Genomic DNA, 21,882 nt, shown 5'->3' on the forward strand with positions numbered 1-21,882 from the left:
TTGTTATCAAACCAAGATATCTGGCGTATCAGGCATAAACCGGCAGACGCGCGCAGATGGCCAGCACTTTCTCACGCACTGTCGCCAGTACGGCGTCATTGTCGTGATTGTCCAGCACATCGCAGATCCAGTGGGTCAGCTCGATGGACTCGGCTTCCTTGAAACCACGGCGGGTAATGGCCGGGGTACCGATCCGCACACCCGAGGTGACGAAGGGGGAACGCGGGTCGTTCGGCACAGAGTTCTTGTTGACGGTGATGTTGGCTTTGCCAAGGGCCGCATCGGCCTCTTTGCCAGTCAGTTCACGGCCAATCAAGTCCACCAGCATGAGGTGGTTGTCGGTACCGCCGGAGACGATCTTATAACCGCGCTCGATGAAGGTCGCCGCCATGGCTTTGGCGTTTTTGACAACCTGCGCCTGATAGGTCTTGAACTCAGGCTCCAGCGCCTCTTTGAAGGCGACGGCTTTACCGGCGATGACGTGCATCAGCGGGCCGCCCTGGCCGCCCGGGAAGACGGCGGAGTTCAGCTTCTTGTAGAGATCTTCGTCATCGGCGGCGGAGAGGATCAGACCACCACGGGGACCGGCCAGGGTCTTGTGGGTAGTGGAGGTGACCACATGGGCGTGGGGTACCGGGTTCGGGTAGACGCCGGCGGCGATGAGGCCAGCCACGTGGGCCATGTCGACGAACAGCCAGGCACCGATCTTGTCGGCGATCTCGCGCATGCGCGCCCAGTCAACGATGCCGGAATAGGCAGAGAAGCCACCGATCATCATCTTGGGCTTGTGTTCAACGGCCAGGCGCTCCATCTCGTCATAGTCGATCTTGCCGGTCTCATCGATGCCGTAAGGAATGATGTTGTAGAGCTTGCCGGAGAAATTGACCGGGGAGCCGTGAGTCAGGTGACCACCGTGGGCCAGGTTCATACCCAGTACGGTATCGCCCGGCTGCAGCAGAGCCATATAGACGGCGCTGTTGGCCTGGGAACCGGAGTGCGGCTGCACGTTGGCATAGGTGGCACCGAACAGTTCCTTGGCGCGCTCGATGGCCAGGGTTTCAACCACATCGACATACTCGCAACCACCGTAGTAGCGCTTGGCGGGGTAGCCTTCAGCGTACTTGTTGGTCAGCTGGGAGCCCTGGGCTTCCATGACGCGGGGGCTGGTGTAGTTCTCAGACGCGATCAGCTCGATATGCTCTTCCTGACGACGGGTTTCGTCTGTGATGGCCTGCCACAGCTGGGGGTCATAGCCTGCGATGGTCATGTCACGTTTCAACATCCGTTTATCTCCTGAAAATCGTTTGCGCGTGGGCGATATGGGGCCCGCGCATTGTAACCGCAGCGACATCAAAGGGACAGTCCGACCACCCAAAAAAATGTTGAATTTATGTAATAAAACCATAGGTAAGCCCCACCACTCCCCGAATGGGGGTTCAGGCTGAGTGCCAGGGCCCCATGCCTGCCCGGATACACAATGCGCTCGGCAGCGGCCGAGCCTGGCGGCAAAGAGAGCGTCAGGGATGGATTGGCTCTGCCAGGATGTCGCAGCAGGCCTGTGCCAGAGGAGAGAGAGGGCGCTCGTGCAGCAGGCAGAGCAGCAGAGGCCGATGCAGAGGGGCGATGGGCAGCGCCACCACCTCGCCGAGCCGGGCAAGATCTCGCGCCACCTTGGCCGAGAGCAGAGCCACTCCCAACCCGGCCGCCACCGCCCGCACTATGCCTTCGCTGTTACCAAACTCGATCTGGCTGCCGGGGGTTATCCCCGCCTGACGCCACCAGGCCTCGGTCACCTGACGAGTCCCGGAGCCCCGCTCGCGCAAAAACCAGGTCTGCTCACTCAGGCAGGCAGGTGCCGGACAGTCGCCATTGACCAGGGGAGAGTGAGGCGCGGCGATCAGCCAAAGTTCATCATCACACCAGTGACGGGTCTGGATCCTGTCATCGCTCAGGCTGCCCTCCACCAGCGCCAGATCGATGTGGCAATCCACCAGACTCTGGCAGATGAGCTGGGTGTTGCCGGTCACCAGCTTGAGATCGATGCCGGGGAAGCGGGTGAGCAGAGCCGACAGGCAAGGTTGCAGCCAGTAACCGGCGATGGTGCTGCTCGCCCCTATGGTGAGCTGGCCCTTGCGCATGCCGACCCTGGCCTTGACATCCTCCAGCGCCGCCCGCTCCAGGGCGAAGATGCCGCGGGCATGTTCAAACAGGGCCCGGCCGCTCTCGGTGAGGCAGACCCCCTTGCGGCCACGGCCCATGCCTCGCTCCATCAACGGCAACCCGAGCTGGCGCTCCAGCTCGCTCACGGCCTTGGAGACGGCGGGTTGACTGATATAGAGCGCCTCGGCGGCGCGGGAAAAGTTCCCCTGCTCCACCACGGTGAAGAAGATGCGCAGCAGATGCAGATTGATATTCATAACTTAAAGTTAACCATACTTAATTAATGTGTATTTTTATTATATTAGCGAGCTCTTTATCCTAGCGCCATCCGATTGATATCCCGCTTCGAGGAACTCATCATGCATCACAGTGCCACTCATTCAGACCAACCCCGCAACCGCTTCGCCCCCCTCGGGCAGGGGCAGTGGTGGCTTGGCATCGCGCTGGTCGCCCTCCTCGCCGCCTCCGGCATGGGCCTGGCCGAGCTGCCTCAGGCCCGGAGTCTGGGACTGAGCGCCCTCACCATTGCCATTGTCATCGGCATACTGGTCGGCAATACCCTGTTTCCGCGCATCGCTCACCACAGCGCCCTCGGGGTCGACTTTGCCAAGAACCAGCTGCTGCGCGCCGGCATCATTCTCTACGGTTTTCGCATCACCTTTCAGCAGATAGGGGATATCGGCTGGTCCGGTGTGCTGATTGACATGCTGATCATCGGCCTTACCTTCACCTTGGCCCTGCAGCTCGGCACCCGGCTGTTCAAGCTCGACAAGCAAACCTCCATGCTGATCGGCGCCGGTAGCGCCATCTGCGGCGCAGCTGCCGTGATGGCGGCAGAGCCCGTCATCAAAGGACAGGCGCACAAAGCGTCGGTGGCGGTGGCAACCGTGGTGGTATTTGGCACCCTGGCGATGTTTCTCTATCCGCTGGCTTACCCCTATCTGGGGCTGAGCGAGGCTCACTACGGTATCTTCGCCGGCTCCACCATCCATGAGGTGGCCCAGGTCGTGGCCGCAGGCAAAGGGGTGAGCGACGAGGCCGCGGCCACCGCCGTCATCGTCAAGATGATGCGGGTCATGATGCTGGCCCCCTTCCTGCTGCTGCTCAGCGCCTGGCTCGGTCGCAGTCAAGGCAGTGACGCCCAGCAAGGGGGGGTAACCATTCCCTGGTTTGCCGTCTTCTTCATCGTGGCGAGCGGGATCAACTCCCTCGACCTGCTGCCCCCCGCACTGGTGGATGCCCTGATCCAGCTCGATACCGTGCTGCTGGCGATGGCCATGGCGGCGCTCGGCCTGCGTACCCACCTGGGTGCCCTGCGCCAGGCGGGCATCAAGCCGCTGCTGCTGGCCGCCTGCCTCTTCCTCTTCCTGACGGTCGGGGGCTTTTTCATCAACAAGCTGGTGTTGATGCTCTTCGCCTAAATGGCGGTGATGTCATGACAAAGGGGCCCTGGGCCCCTTTGTGTTATCTGCTTGCGCAGGGTCCATTACCCTGGCGGCTTCTCTGCCCACCCCTGCTCTTGGCGCCAGCGCGCCAGAGTGACCAGCGCCTGAGGCCACTGGCTCGCCAGAGCCCCGGGCTCACCCAGCCCCGCCTCCAACTGCTCGCAGAGTGCGGCCAAGGCAATCAGTCCCAGACTGGCGGCGCTGCCCCTGAGCTTGTGGGCGAGTTGACGCCTCGCCTCGCCAGGTGCCGTCATCAGCAGCTCGCTCACCAATGCCTCCCCTTGCTGCTCAAACAACCTCAACATGGTGACGATTCGCTTGGCGCCCAGTTGACGGAGATCCTCATCCAGCATGATCCGCACTGCGGCGAGCTGGGCGGGATCTGGCTCAGTATTGGAGAAATGCGCGGCATAAGACGGCGCCAGATCCCCCTTGGCATGGATCTCGACAGCCGGAGCCGGGAGCGCTGGCATCAAGGCCTCCCCCCCCAGCGGCGCGACAAAGATCCCGGCAATGCTGTCGGCGAGTTCAGCCAACCGCACCGGCTTGCCGACAAAACCGGCAAAGCCGCTTGCCAGGCAGTGCTGGATGTCCTCCGGATACATCTGGGCCGAGATAGCGATGGCGGGCAGAGGCTGGCCATGTTCCTCCTCACTGATGGCGGCGAGATCCTCCCGCAGGCTGATGCCATCCATGTCCGGCAGATTGATGTCGAGCAGGGCCAGATCGAAGGGGCGTACCGTGATGGCGGCCAGGGCGGCGCGGCCATCTTCGGCCATCACCACCCGATGACCGAGGCGCAGCAGCATCCCCTCAGCCACCAGCCGGTTGATCTCGTTATCCTCCACCAGCAAGATGTCCCGCGGCTCATTCAGGCAGATGCTGGCCTGCTGGCGCGGCCGCAGCAAGGCGGTGGGCTGCAACGCCAGACTGAACGAGAAGCGGCAACCCTGACCCTGTTCGCTGGCCAGCAGCAGCTCGCCCCCCATGGCGCCAACCAGACGGCGGCTGATGGCCAGCCCCAGGCCAGTTCCCCCCTGATGCCCCGCATCCCGACTCCGCTGGCGAAATGCCTCGAATACCCACTCCTGCTCGCCCGCCGGTATGCCGGGCCCGCTGTCGCTCACGGTAAACAGGATGCAGGGCTGGAGACAGGGCCCCGGACAGCCGAGGGGTGCCAGGGTCAACCGCACCTCACCGCTGCGGGTGAACTTGATGCCGTTGCCGAGCAGGTTGGCCAGCACCTGACGCAATTTGCCGCCATCCCCCTCGACGGCGCGGGGCAGCTCGGGGGCCACGGACAGGCTGAGGCTCAGCCCCTTGGCCTCGGCCCTTGGCCGAAACAGCGCCAGCAGATCATCGACCAGGGCGTGCAGATCGAAGGGCGCCCGTCTCGCCTCCAAATGACCTGCCTCTATCTTGGAGTAGTCGAGTATGTCGTTGAGGATCTCGAGCAGGGACTCACCGCTCTGACCGATGGCGGCCAGATAGCGCCGCTGACCCGGATCCAGTCCGGTATCTTCCAGCAGACTGAGCCCACCGAGTATGCCGTTCATGGGAGTACGAATTTCGTGGCTCATGGTGGCGAGGAAGACGGATTTGGCGCGATTGGCCTGTTCCGCCTCGGCCCTGGCCTGAACCTGCTTGGTCACCTCCTCGTTGAGGCGAACATTGGCCAGGCTGAGCTGATCGGTGCGCTCCGCAACCCGGGATTCAAGTGCTTGCTGATAGCGCCTGAGCTCGATGGCATTATCGCGAAATACCCAGAGCGCCCGGGCCAGCTGCGCCAGCTCATCCCGCCCGCTGACAGGGGCGAGGGGCTGGGCAAGATCCCCCTGCGCCAGGGCGCTGAGGCGCTGGGTAGTTCGCTGCAAGGGCCAGACGATGCGGCCATAGACAAAACGCCACATCAGCAGCCCGAGAGCCAACAGGGTCAAGGCACCGATCACCCCCAGTGCATGTCTGGTCTGGATCAGCCGCTCGCTAAGTTGCTGCTGGCTCTGTTCGAGGGAGTGGCGGGCGTCATCGACCCGCTCGGCCACACTGCGATTGAGCCGATCCATCAACACCTGATTGCTGGCCGAAAGCGCCGCCAAGGCCTGCCCCACGTCGAGCCATTGACGGCGGGTCTGGGCGAGCCGGGCGCCCTTCGCCAGCTCGCCCAGGGCCTCGCTCGCCAACAGGCGTCGGCCGGGATCGGCCACGGCCCCGGCCCTGAGCCGGATCACCGCCAGATCCTGTTCATAGTCAACCATCAAGGCATTGAGACGATGGCGACTCTCGGCACGCCACAACTCCTCGAGCCGCTGCTGTTGCATCAGGGTGCGATGGCGCAGCTCCGTCATCTGCTCCAGCCAGTCGAGATCCTGCTCAAGCAGGGTATCAAGCGCCGAGCGGGCGGCCTCCCCCCTCAGGCGGTAGAGGCCGCCGATGTTGGCCACCGTCACCGTCTGGGCATTCTCCATCTGACTGCGGGCCAGCTCGGCGACCCGGCCCGCCACCGCAACCAGTTCGGCGCGCAGCTCCTCCCCTTGCCCCTGCAGGGCCAGCCGCTCCCCCACCAGACGCCCCTGCTGTCCCAGGTTGCCCAATATGGCGAGCCCCAGCTGATCGAGAGACTGCCAGGCAGGATCCTGCTCGCGCCCTTCGCCAAGCTGCTCAAGCAGACGCTGCAACTGCTGGCCCTGCAGGGTCAGCAAGCGGCCCTGATGGGTACGCTCCGCCTCGTTGGCCGCCATGGTGAGCAGGCGGGAAGAACCGAGTATGTCGCCGCTTACCTGGGCCAGTTCACGGGCACCGTCCAGGGTCAGCAGGGTATGTTGCAGCCGCCGCTCCAACTCGCCCAGATGGCCAAGGCCAAGCCAGCCCACCAGGGAGGCGGTCAGGGTCAGCAGGGCCATCAGGGAGAAGGCGAGCAGCAGCTTGCCGCCAAGACCGGAGAGAGTGCGCAAGACAGGGCCTCTTGGTTGTCACAACGATTGTCGGGATAATATGGCCTCACACTTTAACAAAAGCCGCCACCATGCGAAGCCTAATCCTCTGCCTGCTGCTCACCTTATCCTCGACCTGCGCCCGGGCCGCCTTCGCGATCCAGCCCTGGCCCGAGGCGGCCGAGTCGTTGCAGATGCCCCCCATGCAGCACTGGATAGGACCGGCGCGCGCCGAGCGCCCCTTCGAGTTGTGCGCCCTCTACCCGCACCTGCGCGATGCCTACTGGCTCTCGGTCAATCAGGGCATGGTGGAAGAGGCCAGGCGGCTCGGGGTCGGGCTCAGGGTTCATGAAGCGGGAGGCTACGCCGCCCAGGACGAGCAGGCACGCCAGCTGGCAGACTGTGCCCGGGAGGGGAGCGATGCCATCTTGCTCGGCGCCGTAGATGGCCCGGCGCTGGCAGAGGCCATTGGCCAGAGTCCGCTGCCGGTGTTTGGCCTGGTCAATGCCCTGCCCCCCGAGCAGGTCGTCGCCCAGGTCGGTGTGCCCTGGTATCAGATGGGCTGGCGCATCGGCCACTGGCTGGCCGAGCGCCATCCGGCCGGTACGCCGACGAGGCGGGTCGCCCTCTTGCCGGGGCCCGAGGGTCGAGGCGGCAACAACCTGGTCGAGCCCGGCTTTGCCACCGCCATTGCCGGCAGTGCCATCGAGCTGGTCGAAACACTGCGAGGCGACAACAGCCGCGAGATCCAGCGCAGTCTGGTGCAACGGCTGCTGACCCGCCACCCGAACCTCGACTATCTGGTGGGGGGCGCCATGGCGGCTGAAGTGGCGGTCAACGAGCTGGCACGGCGTCCCCCATCGGCTCCGCATTCCAACCCGCGACCCCGCGCCCCGGCCGTGCTCGCCATCTACTTCAGTCACGGGGTGGAGCGCGCCCTGCTGCGCGGCAAGCTGGCACTGGCCAACAGCGATCAGATGCGCGAGCAGGGCCGCCTGGCCGTCGCCCAGGCCGTCTGTCTGTTGCAGCGGCCCGCTGCCAGCGAGGCCCAATGCCCTCGCCATATGGGACCCGCCATCCTCACCCTGGCAGGCCCCCTGCCGGCGCGTCGCAGCACCCTCTCGGATCCGGCCTTTCGCCCCGTCTATCGGGTCGAACCCAGCCTCAGCCCCACCGCCCCCTAAACCCGCTCCCCTGGGCTCGTCCCTGCTCCAGGGGCCTAGGACAGAGTCGACGCCGGGTACTGAAAAGCACCAGATGCCGAACAGGCAGCTCACGGGATCCCGCGAGAGGTTGAAACTGAATGGGAGCTGTACAGGGTTTCAATTGTTACTTATTTGTATCGAAACCAGACCCTCGTCATGGTTCCCTGGGCAAGCCGCTCGTATGATGCTCATACGAACCTTTTCTGTGGTTGCCGGATGGCGCACTGCTAGGAGACAACGGATGACCAGCATCAGACTCAAACCTGCCTATCTTGACCTCTATCCCGAGTTTGCCCTCGCCTGCCGCCGCGATGCCTGGTGCATCAGTCATGGCAACACCACCGGCTTTGATGAACAGCAGACCCGAGTCTGGCTCGATACCCTGGCCCGGGAACAGCCCCAGGGTCTGCTGTACCTCTGGCACCATGACAGCCCCATAGGCCAGCTTGAGCTGGCGCCCGCCATGGCACGCATGGATGGCAGCCTGGGGGGATACATCTATCTGCTTTATCTGGTGCCGCAGTGGCGGGGCCGCGGCCTGGGGCGCTGGTTGCTGGAACAGGCGCTGCAACAGATCCGCGCCGCTGGCAGCACCTCGGCCGGGTTGCGTTACCTGCCGACGAATCTCGCCGCCGAGCCTTTCTATCTGCGCCAAGGCTGGCGCAAAGAGGGGCCGGTCGACGAGCAAGGCCAATTGCTCGTCAAGGATCTGATCCCCCTGATGCCCGCCACGCTCTATGCCAATGCCAATGCCAATGCCAATGCCACTTAATCTGAAGAGGAACTCACCATGAGCAACCCCCTGTTTTTACTGATAGTGCTGGCCTTTGTCATCTTCTATTGGGTCTACTATTGTGACGGCCGCAAACGGGCCAACCGAGCCGGTTGGCAGGCCCTGCCGACCCGGGAACAATATCTGGCCCAGCACCCCGATGCCTTGGTCGATGACCAGATAACCTGTCACCACTGCCACCATCGGGATCTACAGCCCCAGGGACTGGTTCATCTTGCCGACTTTCGCCATCAGTACGTCTGCCCTCACTGCCGTCAGGTCTTGTTCAGGACCCAATAATGGGGGCTCAGCCAGCTGCCCAGCAGCAACATGGGATTAAACGTGCCGTGAAAACCGGGCCCCGCGGCTGAAAAGATGTCCAAGGGAGAGGCGTCCTCAGGAAAAACGGCGTACATAGAGCAGGTCGGTCACGAGAGAACCGTCGGATGGCGAGCAGAGAGCCATGAAACAACATAGCGGCAGCTGCCTGTGCGGCGCCATAGTGCTGCGTCTGCCAGACGCGTTCGATTACATGGGGCATTGTCACTGCGGCGGGTACTACCAGTTTTCGGGGGCCGACTACGCCACCGTGGGTGGCCTGGATGCCGACAAGGTCGAGCTGGTGATAGGGAGATGCGGCGCGGGCCCTCTATCAGAAGTCCGCCGGGCCCCAACTCGCCTTCTACCATCACTGCGGCTCCAGCCTCTATCCCCTCAAGCTAAGCAGCGGCAAGCTGAACCTGCGCCAGGGCTGCCTCGATGAGGCGCCGAGCATGAGCCCCGGTTTTCACCTCTTTGTCGGATCCAGGGCACCCTGGCACGAGATAAACGATACCCGGCCCCAGTTCGAGCCCCCCTGAGAGGCACCAGCTAAAGGCTCAGGGTTGCAGCTCGGCGGCGAACAGATAGCCCTCGCCGTGCACGGTGACGAACAGCTGGGGATCCCGGGGATCCGGCTCCATCTTGCCCCGCAGGCGACGGATCAGCACGTCTATGGTGCGATCGCTCGGCCCGTCGCCGCGATGGCTGATGAGGGAGAGGATCCGCTCCCGGCTCAGCACCCGCCCCGGATGGGCGACGAAGGCCACCAGCAGCTCGTACTCCGCCTTGGTCAGACGCACGGGCACCCCATCCTTGTTGAGCTGGCGACGGGGAATGTCGAAACGCCAGGGGCCAAAACGCACCGCATCATCCCCCTCATCCTGGGGCTGATTGCCTGCCAGCGAGATGCGCCACAGCAGGTTCTTGACCCGCACCAGCAGCTCCCGCAGCTCGAACGGCTTGGTGACATAGTCATCGGCTCCCATCTCGAGGCCCACGATTCTGTCCACGGCATCGCTGCGCCCCGTCACCAATATGATGCCGACCCGGCTCTGGGCCCTGAGCTCGCGGGTCAGCAGCAGGCCATCCTCCCCGGGCAAGTTGATGTCGAGCATGATGAGGGAGACGCTCTCTCTCTCTTGCTCCAGCAGGGTGCGCATCTCCTTGCCATCACCCGCCGCGCTCACCCGATAGCCCTCACGTTCGAAATAGCCGACCAGCTTCTCGCGGGTCACGGCATCGTCTTCAACAACCAGGATATGGGGGCGCATCGGCGGTCTCCGCAGCAGTAACAGGGCCATTATTCTATTCATATTTTGTCATAAATACCCCTATTTCATTAATTTCCCCCGCCAACCCTGTTCACAGCTTCCCCCTATCATGACCCCCATCAAAAAAGTCATAAGAGCAAACACTCATGAAAAAACTGTGGCAATTCCTGCGCACCCCCAGCCGGCGCTGGTCGGTGCTGGCCCTGGTGCTGGTCGGGGTTGGCGTGACCCTGGCAGGCTCGGTGGGTCTGCATTACGGCTTCGAGAAGACCAGCAGCCTCGAGTTTTGTGTCTCCTGTCACACCATGGAGAGCACCGTCTACCCCGAGTACAAGGAGTCGGTGCATTTCAAGAATGCCTCCGGCGTCCAGGCCATCTGCACCGATTGTCACCAGCCGAAAGACTTCGTCGGCAAGGTGGCCCGCAAGATGGAGGCGGCCAACGATCTCTACCAGCAGTACATCGGCCACAGCATAGATACCCAGGAGAAGTTCGAGGACAGGCGCTTGCACCTGGCCGAACGGGTCTGGGCCCGCATGAGCAGCCAGAACTCCAAGACCTGCAAATCCTGTCACAGCTACGACAACATGGACCACGCCAAGCAGTCTCCCGCCGCGGCCCTGGCCATGAAGGATGCCGCCGCCAAGAACATGAACTGCATCGAGTGCCACAAGGGCATAGCCCACGAGCTGCCCAACATGGCCGGCGGCTTCAGGGCCAGTTTCGCCACATTGAAAGCGCAAGCCACCGAGGCCCCCGCCGCCGAGGTGCTCTACAGCCTGGGCGAGAAGGACTTGTTTGCCAGCCAGGCGGCGAGCGAGCCGGCCGGGCGTCTGCTGCCCGCCTCCCGTATCGAAGTACTGGAACGCAGTGGCGATCGGCTCAAGGTCAACATCGAAGGCTGGCGCGAACGTGACGGCAAGGGTCGGGTACTGAGCGAGTACATGGGCAAGCGGGTCTTCGTCGCCACGGTGCGCGATGAGCTCAAGGCCGGTGAGCAGATCCTCGCTGAGCAGACAGACGCGGCAACCCATATCCAGTGGCAGCAGGTCAAGGTCACCGCCTGGGTCGATGGCCAGGGGCTCGAATCCTCACTCAAACCCATCTGGGACTATGCCGGCGAGATGTACAAATCCACCTGCAACTCCTGCCACGGGGCGCCGGATCCGGCTCACTTCACCGCCAATGGCTGGATCTCGGGGCTCAAGGCGATGTCGGCCTACTACCGCCTCAGCAAAGAGGAAGAGCGCACCCTGCTCAAGTACCTGCAGAGCCACGCCGCCGATACCGGTGGTCAGGGCCAGCACTAACCCAGTCTCAGAGAGAGGACACACACAATGATCTCAGTTTCCCGACGTGGTTTTCTGGGGGGCATGCTGGCAGGTGGCGCGGCAGCCCTGATTGGCCCCTCCTTGCTGGGGCGCGCGGTACAGGCCGCCGAGGCCCAGGACAAGCTGGTGCTGTCAGGCTCCCACTGGGGCGCATTTCGCGCCCGGGTGGTCGAGGGGCGCTGGGTCGAGACCCGCCCCTTCGAGCACGACAAGCACCCGACCGAGATGCTGCAAGGCTTGCGGGAGGTGGTCTACAACCCCTCCCGGGTGCGCTATCCCATGGTACGCCTTGACTGGCTGCGCAAGGGGCACCTCTCTGACACCCGAGAGCGTGGCCAGAACCGCTTCGTGCGGGTGACCTGGTCCCAGGCCCTGGACTTCTTCTATCACGAGCTGGAGCGAGTGCAGAACAGCCATGGTCCGAGTGCCCTCTATGCCGGCCACTCCGGCTGGCAGTCGGTGGGCAAGTTCCACTCCGCCGGGGCCATGCTGGGGCGCGCCATGAACCTGCACGGTACTTATCTGGCCAAGGCGGGGGACTACTCCACCGGCGCCGCCCAGGTGATCCTGCCCCATGTGGCGGGCGCCATGGAGGTGTACGAGCAGCAGACCTCCTGGCCCCTGGTGCTGGAGCACAGCAAGACCATAGTCATATGGGGCTCAGATCCCATCAAGAACCTGCAGGTGGGCTGGCTGGTGCCGGACCACGGGGTCTATGCCTATTGGGAGCAACTCAGGGAGAAGGTCGCCAAGGGCGAGATCCGGGTGATCAGCGTCGATCCGGTCAAATCCAAGACCCAGAAGTTCCTCGGCTGCGAACAGGTTGCCCTCAACCCCCAGACGGATCTGCCCTTGATGCTGGCGCTGGCGCACACCCTGCACAGCGAGGGATTGCACGACGCCAGGTTCCTCAAGGAGTACACCACCGGCTATGACAAGTTCTTGCCTTACTTGCTGGGGGCGCAGGACGGTCAAGCCAAGGACGCCGACTGGGCTGCACCGCTCTGCGGGCTGGATGCCGACACCATACGCGCCCTGGCACGGACCATGGCGAGCGGCCGTACCCAGCTCATCGGTGGCTGGTGTGTGCAGCGCATGCACCATGGTGAACAGTACGCCTGGATGCTGGTGGTGCTGGCCGCCATGCTGGGCCAGATCGGCCTGCCCGGCGGCGGCTTTGGTTTCGGCTGGCACTACAACGGCGCCGGCACCATCACCTCGAACGGCCCCGTCATGTCCGGCTTCAGCTCGGTCATTCCCGGCGCCAAGCCGCTGCACGATGGCGACTTCAAGGGCTACTCCAAGTTCATCCCGGTAGCCCGCTTCGTGGACTGCATCCTCAACCCGGGCAAGACCATCGACTTCAATGGCCAGACCATCACCTACCCGGAGATGAGGATGGCGGTGTTCTGCGGCAACAACCCCTTCCACCATCAGCAAGATCGCAACAAGATGATTGCCGCCTGGCGCAAGCTGGAAACCGTGGTCAGCATCGATCACCAGTGGACGGCCAGCTGCCGCTTCGCCGACATAGTGCTGCCCGCCACCACCACCTATGAGCGTGACGACATAGAGCAGTGGGGCTCCCATGCCAATGCCGGCATCCTGGCGATGCACAAGATAGTGGAGCCCCTGTTCGAGGCCCGCGATGACTACGACATCTTCGCCGATCTCTGCCGCCGCTTCGGTCGCGAGGCCGAGTTCACCGGCGGCAAGAGCAAGCTGGAGTGGATCCAGAGCATCTATGACGACGCCCGCCTGCAGGGCCGCGGCATCGGCATCCGTCTGCCCCGCTTCAGCCAGTTCTGGCACGGTGAAGGCTTCGTCAGCTTCCCGGCCGGGGAACCCTGGGTGCGCCACGCCGCCTTCCGCCAGGAGCCGGATCTAGAGCCGCTCGGCACGCCTTCTGGCCTCATCGAGATCTACTCCAAGACCATCGCCGACTTCGGCTATGCCGATTGCCCCGGTCACCCGGTCTGGATCGAACCCTATGAGCGCTCCCACGGCGGCCCGGGCAGCCAGCGCTACCCGCTGCACCTGCAATCCTGCCACCCGGACAAGCGGCTGCACAGCCAGCTCTGCTCCTCGGACAGCTACCGCGCCAGTTACACGATACAGGGGCGAGAGCCGCTCTACATGAGCCCGGCAGATGCCAAGGCGCGCGGTCTCAAAGATGGCGATCTGGTGCGCGCATTCAATGCCCGTGGTCAGGTCCTGGCGGGACTGGTGGTGAGCGAGGACTATGCCCCTGGTGTGGTGCGCATTCATGAGGGCGCCTGGTACGGCCCTCAGGAAGGTGGCAAGGTCGGCACCCTCTGTACCTATGGCGACCCCAATGTGCTCACCGCCGACATCGGCGCATCGCGCCTCTCCCAGGCCACCACGGCGCACACCGCCCTGGTGGACGTCGAGAAGTTCGATGGCGCCATCCCGGCCATCACCGCCTTTGGTACTCCCGAAACGGCCGAGGGGATAGATCCCATGTTCCCGGCCCGGACGGCGACTCAGCCCGGCTAGCCTGAGTCAAAAGGGACCCCACGGTTTCCTTTATTGCCAAAGTCGTTAGAATCGGGGGCCACCACGGCTCCCGATTGTCATCAACGGAGGAAAAATGCAGGAATTTCTGGCCACAAGTGAACGCAGGGCCGAACTCTACTGGTGGTTTGCCACCCTGTTTGCCGCCGAACTGTCTGATGAGCAGATCGCAGAATACGATAGCTACGACGTGCGCAGCTTCTTGAAGAGTCTCTCGACCCTGGATCCCATGCGCGATGCGGTGGCCGAACTCAATGAGGCCATCGCACGCCTGTTGGTGCGCACCGACCGCCAGCTGGAACTGGCCGCCGACTTCGCCGGCCTCTTCCTCAGCGACCCCAAGCAAGGGGTGCCGCCTTATGAATCCCTCTATCGCGGCGAAGGGCGCTTGTTGATGCAAGCGCCGATGACGCTGATGCAGGCGCGCCTCACCCGCCTTGGCATCAACGTCAGCGACAAGTACAAGGAGCCGGAAGATCACCTGGCCATCGAGCTGGATCTGATGGGCAACCTCATCATTCGTGCCGCCGAGGCAGACAAGGCCGATGAGCGCAGCCGCTGGCTCGCCGAACAGGATGAGCTGCTGCACGAGCACCTGCTCGGCTGGTTCAACCGCTTCGAACAAGGGTGCCGCGCCAAGGACAAATTCGGCTTCTATGGCGCCTGTGCCCGCCTGCTCGGGGTCTTCCTCGTCATGGATGCCAATTACCTCGGCCTGGTTCAAGGCCAGGAGTCCTGAGTCATGAAAACGGCCCTGTTGCTCATCGTCTGCTGGCTACTCGCCCTGATCCCGAGCGAACAGGGCCTGACCCCCCTCATCACACTGCTGTTTGACAACAACCGTGATCTCTATGGCAGCGCCCAGCTCACCGGGTTTGGCGGTGTGCTCTTGACCCTGTATCTCGCCAATCTGGGGGTGGAGGTGGTGCTCAGACGCCGTTTTCAGCTGGCGGGCATGCTGACCCTGCTGGTCGCCTGGGTCGCCTTCATCAACTGCTATCAGGGTGACCCCAACTGGTGGCTGCTGTGGGCGCTGGCGCTGCCTTTCCATATCCTTAGCCTGCTGGTGCTGGTGCGCGGCATTCAGGCATTTGGCCGCCAGAAAGGTTAACCCGGACGGGCCTGCCCCCTGCCAACCAGCTTTCCAGTAATAATCACTTTCGGCGCAGTGCCTAGCTCGCTCTCCAACATGCGTCCGGCCCCTCACCCCAGCCTCAACCCTGTTAAATGCGCCGTTTGAAACACTAAATGGGCGCTAGCGCACGGCTATCCAAAAGTCTAATTGCCCTCCCCCGGCAAAGGTATAAGTTGTTATGTAATCATTAAGAAGATGTATTCAAAGGAGTGAACAATGAGCGAGCACAAGGTCTACCCGGTCAAATCCCACATCAGCCAGGACGCCTTGCTGGACAAGGCTGGCTATGAGGCCATGTATCAGGCCTCGGTGCAGGATCCGGACGCTTTCTGGGGAGAGCAAGGCAAGATCCTCGACTGGATGACGCCCTACACCAAGGTCAAGAACAGCTCCTACGATCCCGGTCACGTCTCCATCAAATGGTTCGAAGATGGCCAGCTCAACGTCTCCGCCAACTGCCTGGACAGGCACCTGGCCCAGCGTGGCGACAAAGTCGCCATCATCTGGGAAGGGGACAATCCGGCCGAGGATCGCAAGCTGACCTATCGCGAGCTGCATGGTGAAGTGTGCAAGTTTGCCAACGTGCTCAAAGCCCAAGGGGTCAAACGCGGCGATGTGGTCTGTCTCTACATGCCCATGGTGCCGGAAGCGGCCGTGGCCATGCTGGCCTGTACCCGTATCGGCGCAGTTCACTCCATCGTCTTTGGCGGCTTCTCGCCCGAGGCCCTGGCCGGTCGCATCATAGACTCCGGCTCCTCCATCGTCATTACCGCCGATGAGGGACTGCGCGGCGGCCGTGCCGTGCCCCTCAAGAAGAACGTCGACGACGCCCTTGCCAACCCCGAGACCCGTATCGAGAAGGTCATTGTACTCAAACGAACTGGCGGTCAGGTTGCCTGGCACGGCGCGCGGGATATCTGGTGGCACGATGCCATGGCCACGGCGAACAGCGACTGTCCGCCCGAGGCCATGAATGCCGAAGATCCTCTGTTCGTGCTCTATACCTCGGGCTCGACCGGCAAACCCAAGGGCGTACTGCACACCACGGGCGGCTATCTGGTCTATGCCGCGCTCACCTTCAAATACGTATTCGATTACCATGAAGAGGACATCTACTGGTGTACCGCCGATGTGGGCTGGGTCACGGGTCACTCCTATCTGGTCTACGGGCCCCTGGCCAACGGTGCCACTACCATCATGTTCGAAGGGGTGCCCAACTATCCAGCCACCAATCGCATGAGCCAGGTAGTCGACAAACACAACGTCAGCATCCTCTATACTGCGCCGACCGCGATCCGTGCCCTGATGGCCAAAGGCAAAGAGGCCATCGAAGGCACCTCCCGTTCGAGCCTGCGCATCATGGGCTCCGTGGGTGAACCCATCAACCCGGAAGCCTGGGAGTGGTATTACCGCACCATAGGTGACGAGCGTTGCCCCATCGTCGATACCTGGTGGCAGACCGAGACCGGCGGCATACTGATAAGCCCGCTGCCCGGCGTCACCGATCTCAAACCTGGCTCGGCCACTCGCCCCTTCTTCGGGGTGCAGCCGGCGCTGGTCGACAACCTGGGCGAGGTGCTCGAAGGCGCCACCGAAGGCAATCTGGTGATCACCGACTCCTGGCCGGGCCAGATGCGTACCGTGTTCGGCGATCACGAGCGCTTCGAGCAGACCTACTTCTCCACCTTCCCCGGTCGTTACTTCACTGGCGACGGCGCCCGTCGCGACGAGGATGGCTACTACTGGATCACCGGGCGGGTCGATGATGTACTGAACGTCTCCGGCCACCGCATGGGCACCGCCGAGATAGAGTCGGCCCTGGTCGCCCACCCCAAGATTGCCGAAGCGGCGGTGGTGGGCGTGCCCCACGAGATCAAGGGTCAGGGCATCTATGCCTATGTCACCCTGATCGCCGGGGAGGAGCCGAGCCGCGAGCTGCATAAAGAGGTGAAGGAGTGGGTGCGCAAGGAGATTGGCGCCATCGCCACCCCGGACGTGATCCACTGGGCCGAGGGGCTGCCCAAGACCCGCTCCGGCAAGATCATGCGCCGGATATTGCGCAAGATAGCCACCGGCGAGACCGACAGCCTGGGGGATATCTCCACCCTGGCGGATCCGGGGGTCGTCGACAAGCTCATCCGCGAGAAGTCAGAGGCGGCATGATCCCCTTCGCTTGCTGATCGATAAAGCCGGCCTTGTGCCGGCTTTATCGTGTCTGGAAAGCCTGAAGAGGCGGGCACTGCGGCAGAGCGGCTCCGCGCATCAGAATGCTCAATAAATAGCCATATGTAGAGATTAGACCAGTAAAATGCTGCTAATTTTCACGAAATCAATATAATTGCGAAAACTGTGTGTCAGTGCACACCGAATTGCGCAAAAAATGGCTAGATTTCTGGTCATCCGCAAGATAGCTGATAGTTAACAGCATTATCATCGAGGATGTACTCATTATGTCGCAACATCACCGCATTCTTCTGCTCAACGGTCCTAACTTGAACCTGCTGGGCAAACGGGAACCCGGTATCTACGGCAGCCAGACCCTCGACGAGATCGTCGCCGATCTGCAGCGCCAGGCCAGCCAACTCGGTGTCACACTTGACCACCTGCAATCCAACGCCGAACATCTGTTGCTGGAGCGCATCCATCAGGCCATGGGCCAGGTGGATTTTATCATCATCAATCCTGCCGCCTTCACCCATACCAGTGTCGCGCTGCGAGATGCCCTGCTGGGGGTTGCTATCCCCTTTATCGAGGTGCACCTCTCCAACGTCCATGCCAGAGAGCCTTTTCGCCATCACTCTTATCTGTCTGATGTCGCGAAAGGGGTCATCTGTGGACTCGGGCCGGATGGTTATACCTTTGCTTTAACCGCGGCTGTGCGTCACTTGGCACGGCTTGATAATCACTGATCAGACAAAGAAGAAAGAGAATGCTAATGGATATCCGCAAAATCAAAAAGCTGATTGAACTGGTTGAAGAGTCCGGCATCGCCGAGCTGGAAATCTCCGAAGGGGAAGAGTCTGTTCGCATCAGCCGTAATTTCTCCGGCCAGGTTAACGTCGCACCGCAGATGATGATGCAGCCTGCCATGGCACCTGTTGCTGCAGCCGCCACAGCCCCTGCTGCCGCCACCGCCGAGGCTGCCGCCCCGAGTGGTCATCTGATGCGCTCCCCCATGGTCGGCTCCTTCTATCGCTCCTCCAGCCCAGAAGCCAAACCTTTCGTGGAAGTCGGTCAGCAAGTCAATGTCGGCGACACCCTGTGCATCGTCGAAGCCATGAAAATGATGAACCAGATTGAATCTGACAAGGCTGGCGTGATCAAGGCCGTTCTGGTCGAGAATGGCCAGGCCGTCGAATTCGACGAGCCGCTATTCATCATCGAATAAGGGGATATTCACCCATGTTGGACAAAGTAGTCATCGCCAACCGCGGTGAAATTGCCCTGCGGATCCTGCGCGCCTGTAAAGAGCTCGGGATCAAGACAGTGGCCGTTCACTCCACCGCCGATCGGGAGCTCAAACATGTGCTGCTGGCCGACGAATCCATCTGCATCGGCAAGCCTGCCAGCGGTGAGTCCTACCTCAATGTGCCGGCCATCATCGCCGCCGCCGAGGTGACGGGTGCCGTCGCCATCCATCCTGGCTACGGTTTCCTCTCCGAGAACGCCGACTTCGCCGAAGTGGTCGAGCAATCCGGCTTCATCTTCATCGGCCCCCGCGCCGAAACCATTCGCCTCATGGGTGACAAGGTTTCCGCCATCGAAGCCATGAAGAAGGCCGGTGTGCCCTGCGTCCCCGGCTCCGACGGTCCGGTAGACAGCGATACCAAGCACAACGCCAGTGTCGCCAAGCGCATCGGCTATCCGGTGATCATCAAGGCCGCCGGTGGCGGTGGTGGTCGCGGCATGCGCGTGGTGCGCAGCGAAGCCGAGCTGGCTGCCGCCATCGCCCTGACCAAGTCCGAAGCAGGCCAGTTCTTCAAGAACGACATGGTCTACATGGAGAAGTACCTGGAGAACCCGCGCCATATCGAAATTCAGATATTGGCTGACGGCCAGGGCAGCGCCATCTATCTGGGCGAGCGGGACTGCTCCATGCAGCGCCGCCACCAGAAGGTGGTCGAAGAGGCACCGGCACCTGGCATCACCGAAGAGATGCGCAAGTTCATCGGTGAACGCTGCGTGCGTGCGTGCCTCGAGATCGGCTACCGCGGTGCCGGTACCTTCGAGTTCCTGTACGAGAACGGCGAGTTCTACTTCATCGAGATGAACACTCGTATCCAGGTTGAGCATCCGGTTACCGAGATGGTCACCGGTGTGGATCTGATCAAGGAACAGCTGCGCATCGCCGCCGGCCAGCCCTTGTCCATCACCCAGCAGGATATCCGCATCCGTGGCCATGCCATCGAGTGCCGGATCAATGCCGAAGATCCGGCCACCTTCATGCCATCTCCGGGCCTTATCCAGCGCTTCCACGCGCCGGGTGGCATGGGCGTACGTTGGGACTCCCACATCTACGCCGGTTACAAGGTGCCGCCTTACTACGACTCCATGATCGGCAAGCTGATCTGTTACGGCGAGAACCGTGACATCGCCATCGCGCGTATGCGTCACTCCCTGGACGAACTGGTCGTCGAAGGGATCAAGACCAACGTGGCGCTGCAAAAAGAGATCATGAAGGACGAAAACTTCCAGCACGGTGGCACTAACATCCACTATCTGCACAAGAAGTTGGGTCTGTAAGAACCGCTCATTGCAGACAGTGCCGCTGGGCAAGATGGCGTGTAACAACCATCATCTGCACCAGACGTTGAGTCTGTAAGAGACCCGAATAAAAGGGCCATGGCGACATGGCCCTTTTTTGTTATCCTTGCGCCTTTCATTCTCTTGAGGCTGCATTCAACATGTCTCGTTTCAACCTCGCCCGCCGGGAAGCCATCCTCTGCCTGTTGCTGACCCTGCTCTATTTCGTTGCCTGGTATGGTTGCGCCTACTTCATTCCCGAAACGCTCCAATATTGGGGCATCCCCCTCTGGTTCCTGCTCAGTTGTATGCTGATGCCGCTGCTATTCATGGTGCTCTGTGCCTTCATGGTGAACCTGCTGTTTATCGAGATCCCCCTCGATCCCGAGTTGCCAAGCCCGCAGGAGCCCCGCCATGAAGCTTGATCAGCTACCGATGCCTGCGCCGCAGCTGTTGATGGGACTAGGCGCCGTTATGATAAACCGGCCGTCTATCGAGACCCCCCTCAGCCCCGAGTTGCCCAGCCCGCAGGAGCTCCGTCATGAATCTTGAACTGTTGTTGCCTCTGCTGATCTATCTGTTGCTGGTACTCGGTATCGGCTACTGGGCCAGTCGCCGTCGCCAGGGGGGGGACTTCATGCAGGAGTACTTCATCGGCAGTCGCAGCATGGGTGGCCTGGTGCTGGCCATGACCCTGGTGGCGACTTATACCTCGGCTTCTTCTTTCATTGGCGGCCCGGGGGCCGCCTACAAGATTGGGCTGGGATGGGTCTTGCTGGCGATGATCCAGTTGCCCACCGTCTGGCTCACTCTGGGGGTGCTTGGCAAGAAGTTCGCCATCATCGCCCGCCGGGTCAATGCGGTGACCATCAACGACATGCTCTGGGCACGCTATCAAAGCCGGGCCGTGGTGGTGCTGGGCTCGGTCACCATCATCCTGGCCTTCATCGCCACCATGGTGGTGCAGTTCATCGGCGGCGCCCGCTTGCTGGAAACCGCCACAGGGCTCAGTTACCAGCAGGGGCTCTTTCTCTTTGCCAGCTGTGTGCTGCTCTATACGGTGATTGGCGGCTTTCGCGCCGTGGTGATGACGGATGCCCTGCAGGGGATCATCATGCTGATAGGGACAGGTGCCCTGCTGGCCGGGGTGCTGATAGCCGGTGACGGTCTGCCCAATCTCATCCACCAGCTCGAGGTGATAGACCCCAAACTGGTCAGCCCGCAAGGGGCAGGTGACATGCTGACCCAGCCCTTCATGTTGAGTTTCTGGATCCTGGTCTGCGTCGGCGTAGTTGGCCTGCCCCACTCGGCGCTACGCTGCTTCGGCTACAAAGACAGCAAGGCGCTGCATCGCGGCATCCTCATCGGCACCATCGTCAGTGCCTTGCTGATGTTCGGCATGCACCTGGCTGGCGCCCTGGGCCGTGCCCTGCTGCCCGCCATGGATAGCCCCGACAAGATCATGCCAGCCCTGATGATGGAGGTCTTGCCCCCCTGGCTGGCTGGTATCTTCCTCGCCGCCCCCATGGCCGCCATCATGTCGACCATCGACTCCCAGCTGATCCAGGCCTCGGCAACCCTGGTCAAGGATCTGTGGCTCAACTATCTAAGCCCCAAACAGTCCCAACAGAAGCTGGAAGTGCGTATTCCCCGCCTGTCGCTCATCACCACCCTCATCTTGGGAAGCCTGGTACTGCTGGCGGCGCTGCAGCCTCCCGAGATGATCATCTGGCTCAACCTGCTCGCCTTTGGCGGCTTGCAGGCCGTGTTCCTCTGGCCGTTGGTACTAGGCCTTTATTGGCCCCGAGCCAATGGCCAGGGGGCACTGGCCTGCATGATGAGCGGTATTCTCTGCTATGGCGCATTGAGCCAGTGGGGCATCAAACTCGCGGGTCTGCATGCCATAGTGCCCAGCCTGGGCCTGGGTCTGTGCGTCTTCGTGCTGGTAAGCCTGCTGACGCCTCCACCGGGGTTGGCAGTACGGCAACTCTTTGATCGGGGCTAACTTATTGGTGATTAATAGCTCGAAGACTA

At 62.1% G+C, this 21,882-nt stretch carries 18 protein-coding genes and 1 pseudogene; 15 read left to right on the forward strand and 4 right to left on the reverse strand.

Going from position 1 to position 21,882, the window contains the following annotated elements; all coding sequences use genetic code 11:
• Window positions 1–28 precede the first annotated feature (28 nt).
• Complete coding sequence (gene glyA, locus ACSMDR_RS06330; RefSeq protein WP_005901560.1) at window positions 29–1,282, reverse strand: serine hydroxymethyltransferase; 1,254 nt, start codon at window positions 1,280–1,282, stop codon at window positions 29–31.
• Window positions 1,283–1,517: 235 nt separating this feature from the next.
• Entirely contained in the window at window positions 1,518–2,417 is a 900-nt protein-coding gene (locus tag ACSMDR_RS06335) for a LysR family transcriptional regulator (RefSeq protein WP_005901559.1), read from the reverse strand.
• 102 nt (window positions 2,418–2,519) lie between these two features.
• Here ACSMDR_RS06335 and ACSMDR_RS06340 point away from each other — a divergent pair, with 102 nt between their 5' ends.
• Window positions 2,520–3,581 carry a YeiH family protein gene (locus ACSMDR_RS06340; protein ID WP_436467653.1) on the forward strand — a complete coding sequence of 354 codons (1,062 nt, stop codon included), beginning with the start codon at window positions 2,520–2,522 and terminating at the stop codon, window positions 3,579–3,581.
• Window positions 3,582–3,646: 65 nt separating this feature from the next.
• Here ACSMDR_RS06340 and torS read toward each other — a convergent pair whose 3' ends face one another.
• Window positions 3,647–6,556, reverse strand: coding sequence for a TMAO reductase system sensor histidine kinase/response regulator TorS (gene torS, locus ACSMDR_RS06345; RefSeq protein ID WP_436467654.1), 2,910 nt, complete (start codon window positions 6,554–6,556; stop codon window positions 3,647–3,649).
• A gap of 71 nt (window positions 6,557–6,627) precedes the next feature.
• Here torS and torT point away from each other — a divergent pair, with 71 nt between their 5' ends.
• From torT to ACSMDR_RS06365, 4 genes and pseudogenes are all read left to right on the forward strand, one after another.
• Entirely contained in the window at window positions 6,628–7,719 is a 1,092-nt protein-coding gene (torT, locus tag ACSMDR_RS06350) for a TMAO reductase system periplasmic protein TorT (RefSeq protein ID WP_436467655.1), read from the forward strand.
• Between the two features lie 262 nt (window positions 7,720–7,981).
• Window positions 7,982–8,512 carry a GNAT family N-acetyltransferase gene (locus ACSMDR_RS06355; protein WP_436467656.1) on the forward strand — a complete coding sequence of 177 codons (531 nt, stop codon included), beginning with the start codon at window positions 7,982–7,984 and terminating at the stop codon, window positions 8,510–8,512.
• Window positions 8,513–8,530: 18 nt separating this feature from the next.
• Window positions 8,531–8,812, forward strand: a complete 282-nt coding sequence (locus tag ACSMDR_RS06360) for a hypothetical protein (protein ID WP_436467657.1) — start codon at window positions 8,531–8,533, stop codon at window positions 8,810–8,812.
• Between the two features lie 163 nt (window positions 8,813–8,975).
• Window positions 8,976–9,372 (forward strand): annotated as a pseudogene (locus ACSMDR_RS06365) (GFA family protein).
• 18 nt (window positions 9,373–9,390) lie between these two features.
• Here ACSMDR_RS06365 and torR read toward each other — a convergent pair.
• Window positions 9,391–10,104, reverse strand: a complete 714-nt coding sequence (gene torR, locus ACSMDR_RS06370; RefSeq protein ID WP_436467658.1) for a two-component system response regulator TorR — start codon at window positions 10,102–10,104, stop codon at window positions 9,391–9,393.
• Between the two features lie 146 nt (window positions 10,105–10,250).
• Between torR and torC the strand changes: the two genes are divergently transcribed.
• From torC to panF, 10 genes are all read left to right on the forward strand, one after another.
• On the forward strand, window positions 10,251–11,414 hold the full coding sequence (gene torC / locus ACSMDR_RS06375; protein WP_436467659.1) for a pentaheme c-type cytochrome TorC: 1,164 nt from the start codon (window positions 10,251–10,253) through the stop codon (window positions 11,412–11,414).
• Window positions 11,415–11,441: 27 nt separating this feature from the next.
• Window positions 11,442–13,952, forward strand: coding sequence for a trimethylamine-N-oxide reductase TorA (gene torA, locus ACSMDR_RS06380; RefSeq protein WP_436467660.1), 2,511 nt, complete (start codon window positions 11,442–11,444; stop codon window positions 13,950–13,952).
• A 94-nt stretch (window positions 13,953–14,046) separates the two neighbouring features.
• Window positions 14,047–14,709 (forward strand): molecular chaperone TorD, encoded by a 663-nt coding sequence (torD, locus tag ACSMDR_RS06385; protein WP_436467661.1) that lies wholly within the window; start codon window positions 14,047–14,049, stop codon window positions 14,707–14,709.
• A gap of 3 nt (window positions 14,710–14,712) precedes the next feature.
• A complete protein-coding gene (locus ACSMDR_RS06390) occupies window positions 14,713–15,081 on the forward strand; it encodes a hypothetical protein (protein ID WP_005906752.1) in 369 nt (122 codons plus the stop codon).
• A 240-nt stretch (window positions 15,082–15,321) separates the two neighbouring features.
• The gene (gene acs / locus ACSMDR_RS06395; RefSeq protein WP_436467662.1) at window positions 15,322–17,268 is read left to right on the forward strand and encodes an acetate--CoA ligase; all 1,947 of its coding nucleotides are present in this window, start codon (window positions 15,322–15,324) and stop codon (window positions 17,266–17,268) included.
• A 287-nt stretch (window positions 17,269–17,555) separates the two neighbouring features.
• Window positions 17,556–18,014, forward strand: coding sequence for a type II 3-dehydroquinate dehydratase (gene aroQ, locus ACSMDR_RS06400; RefSeq protein ID WP_005900347.1), 459 nt, complete (start codon window positions 17,556–17,558; stop codon window positions 18,012–18,014).
• 26 nt (window positions 18,015–18,040) lie between these two features.
• Window positions 18,041–18,493: an acetyl-CoA carboxylase biotin carboxyl carrier protein gene (accB, locus tag ACSMDR_RS06405; RefSeq protein WP_005900344.1), complete on the forward strand. Its 453-nt coding sequence runs from the start codon at window positions 18,041–18,043 to the stop codon at window positions 18,491–18,493.
• A 14-nt stretch (window positions 18,494–18,507) separates the two neighbouring features.
• Complete coding sequence (gene accC, locus ACSMDR_RS06410; protein ID WP_005900342.1) at window positions 18,508–19,848, forward strand: acetyl-CoA carboxylase biotin carboxylase subunit; 1,341 nt, start codon at window positions 18,508–18,510, stop codon at window positions 19,846–19,848.
• Between the two features lie 161 nt (window positions 19,849–20,009).
• On the forward strand, window positions 20,010–20,273 hold the full coding sequence (locus ACSMDR_RS06415) for a YhdT family protein (protein WP_005900340.1): 264 nt from the start codon (window positions 20,010–20,012) through the stop codon (window positions 20,271–20,273).
• A 116-nt stretch (window positions 20,274–20,389) separates the two neighbouring features.
• Complete coding sequence (panF, locus tag ACSMDR_RS06420) at window positions 20,390–21,853, forward strand: sodium/pantothenate symporter (RefSeq protein ID WP_436467663.1); 1,464 nt, start codon at window positions 20,390–20,392, stop codon at window positions 21,851–21,853.
• The last annotated feature ends 29 nt before the right edge of the window (window positions 21,854–21,882 follow it).

The organism is Aeromonas molluscorum (assembly GCF_051376105.1).
Taxonomy (GTDB): Bacteria; Pseudomonadota; Gammaproteobacteria; order Enterobacterales; family Aeromonadaceae; genus Aeromonas; species Aeromonas molluscorum.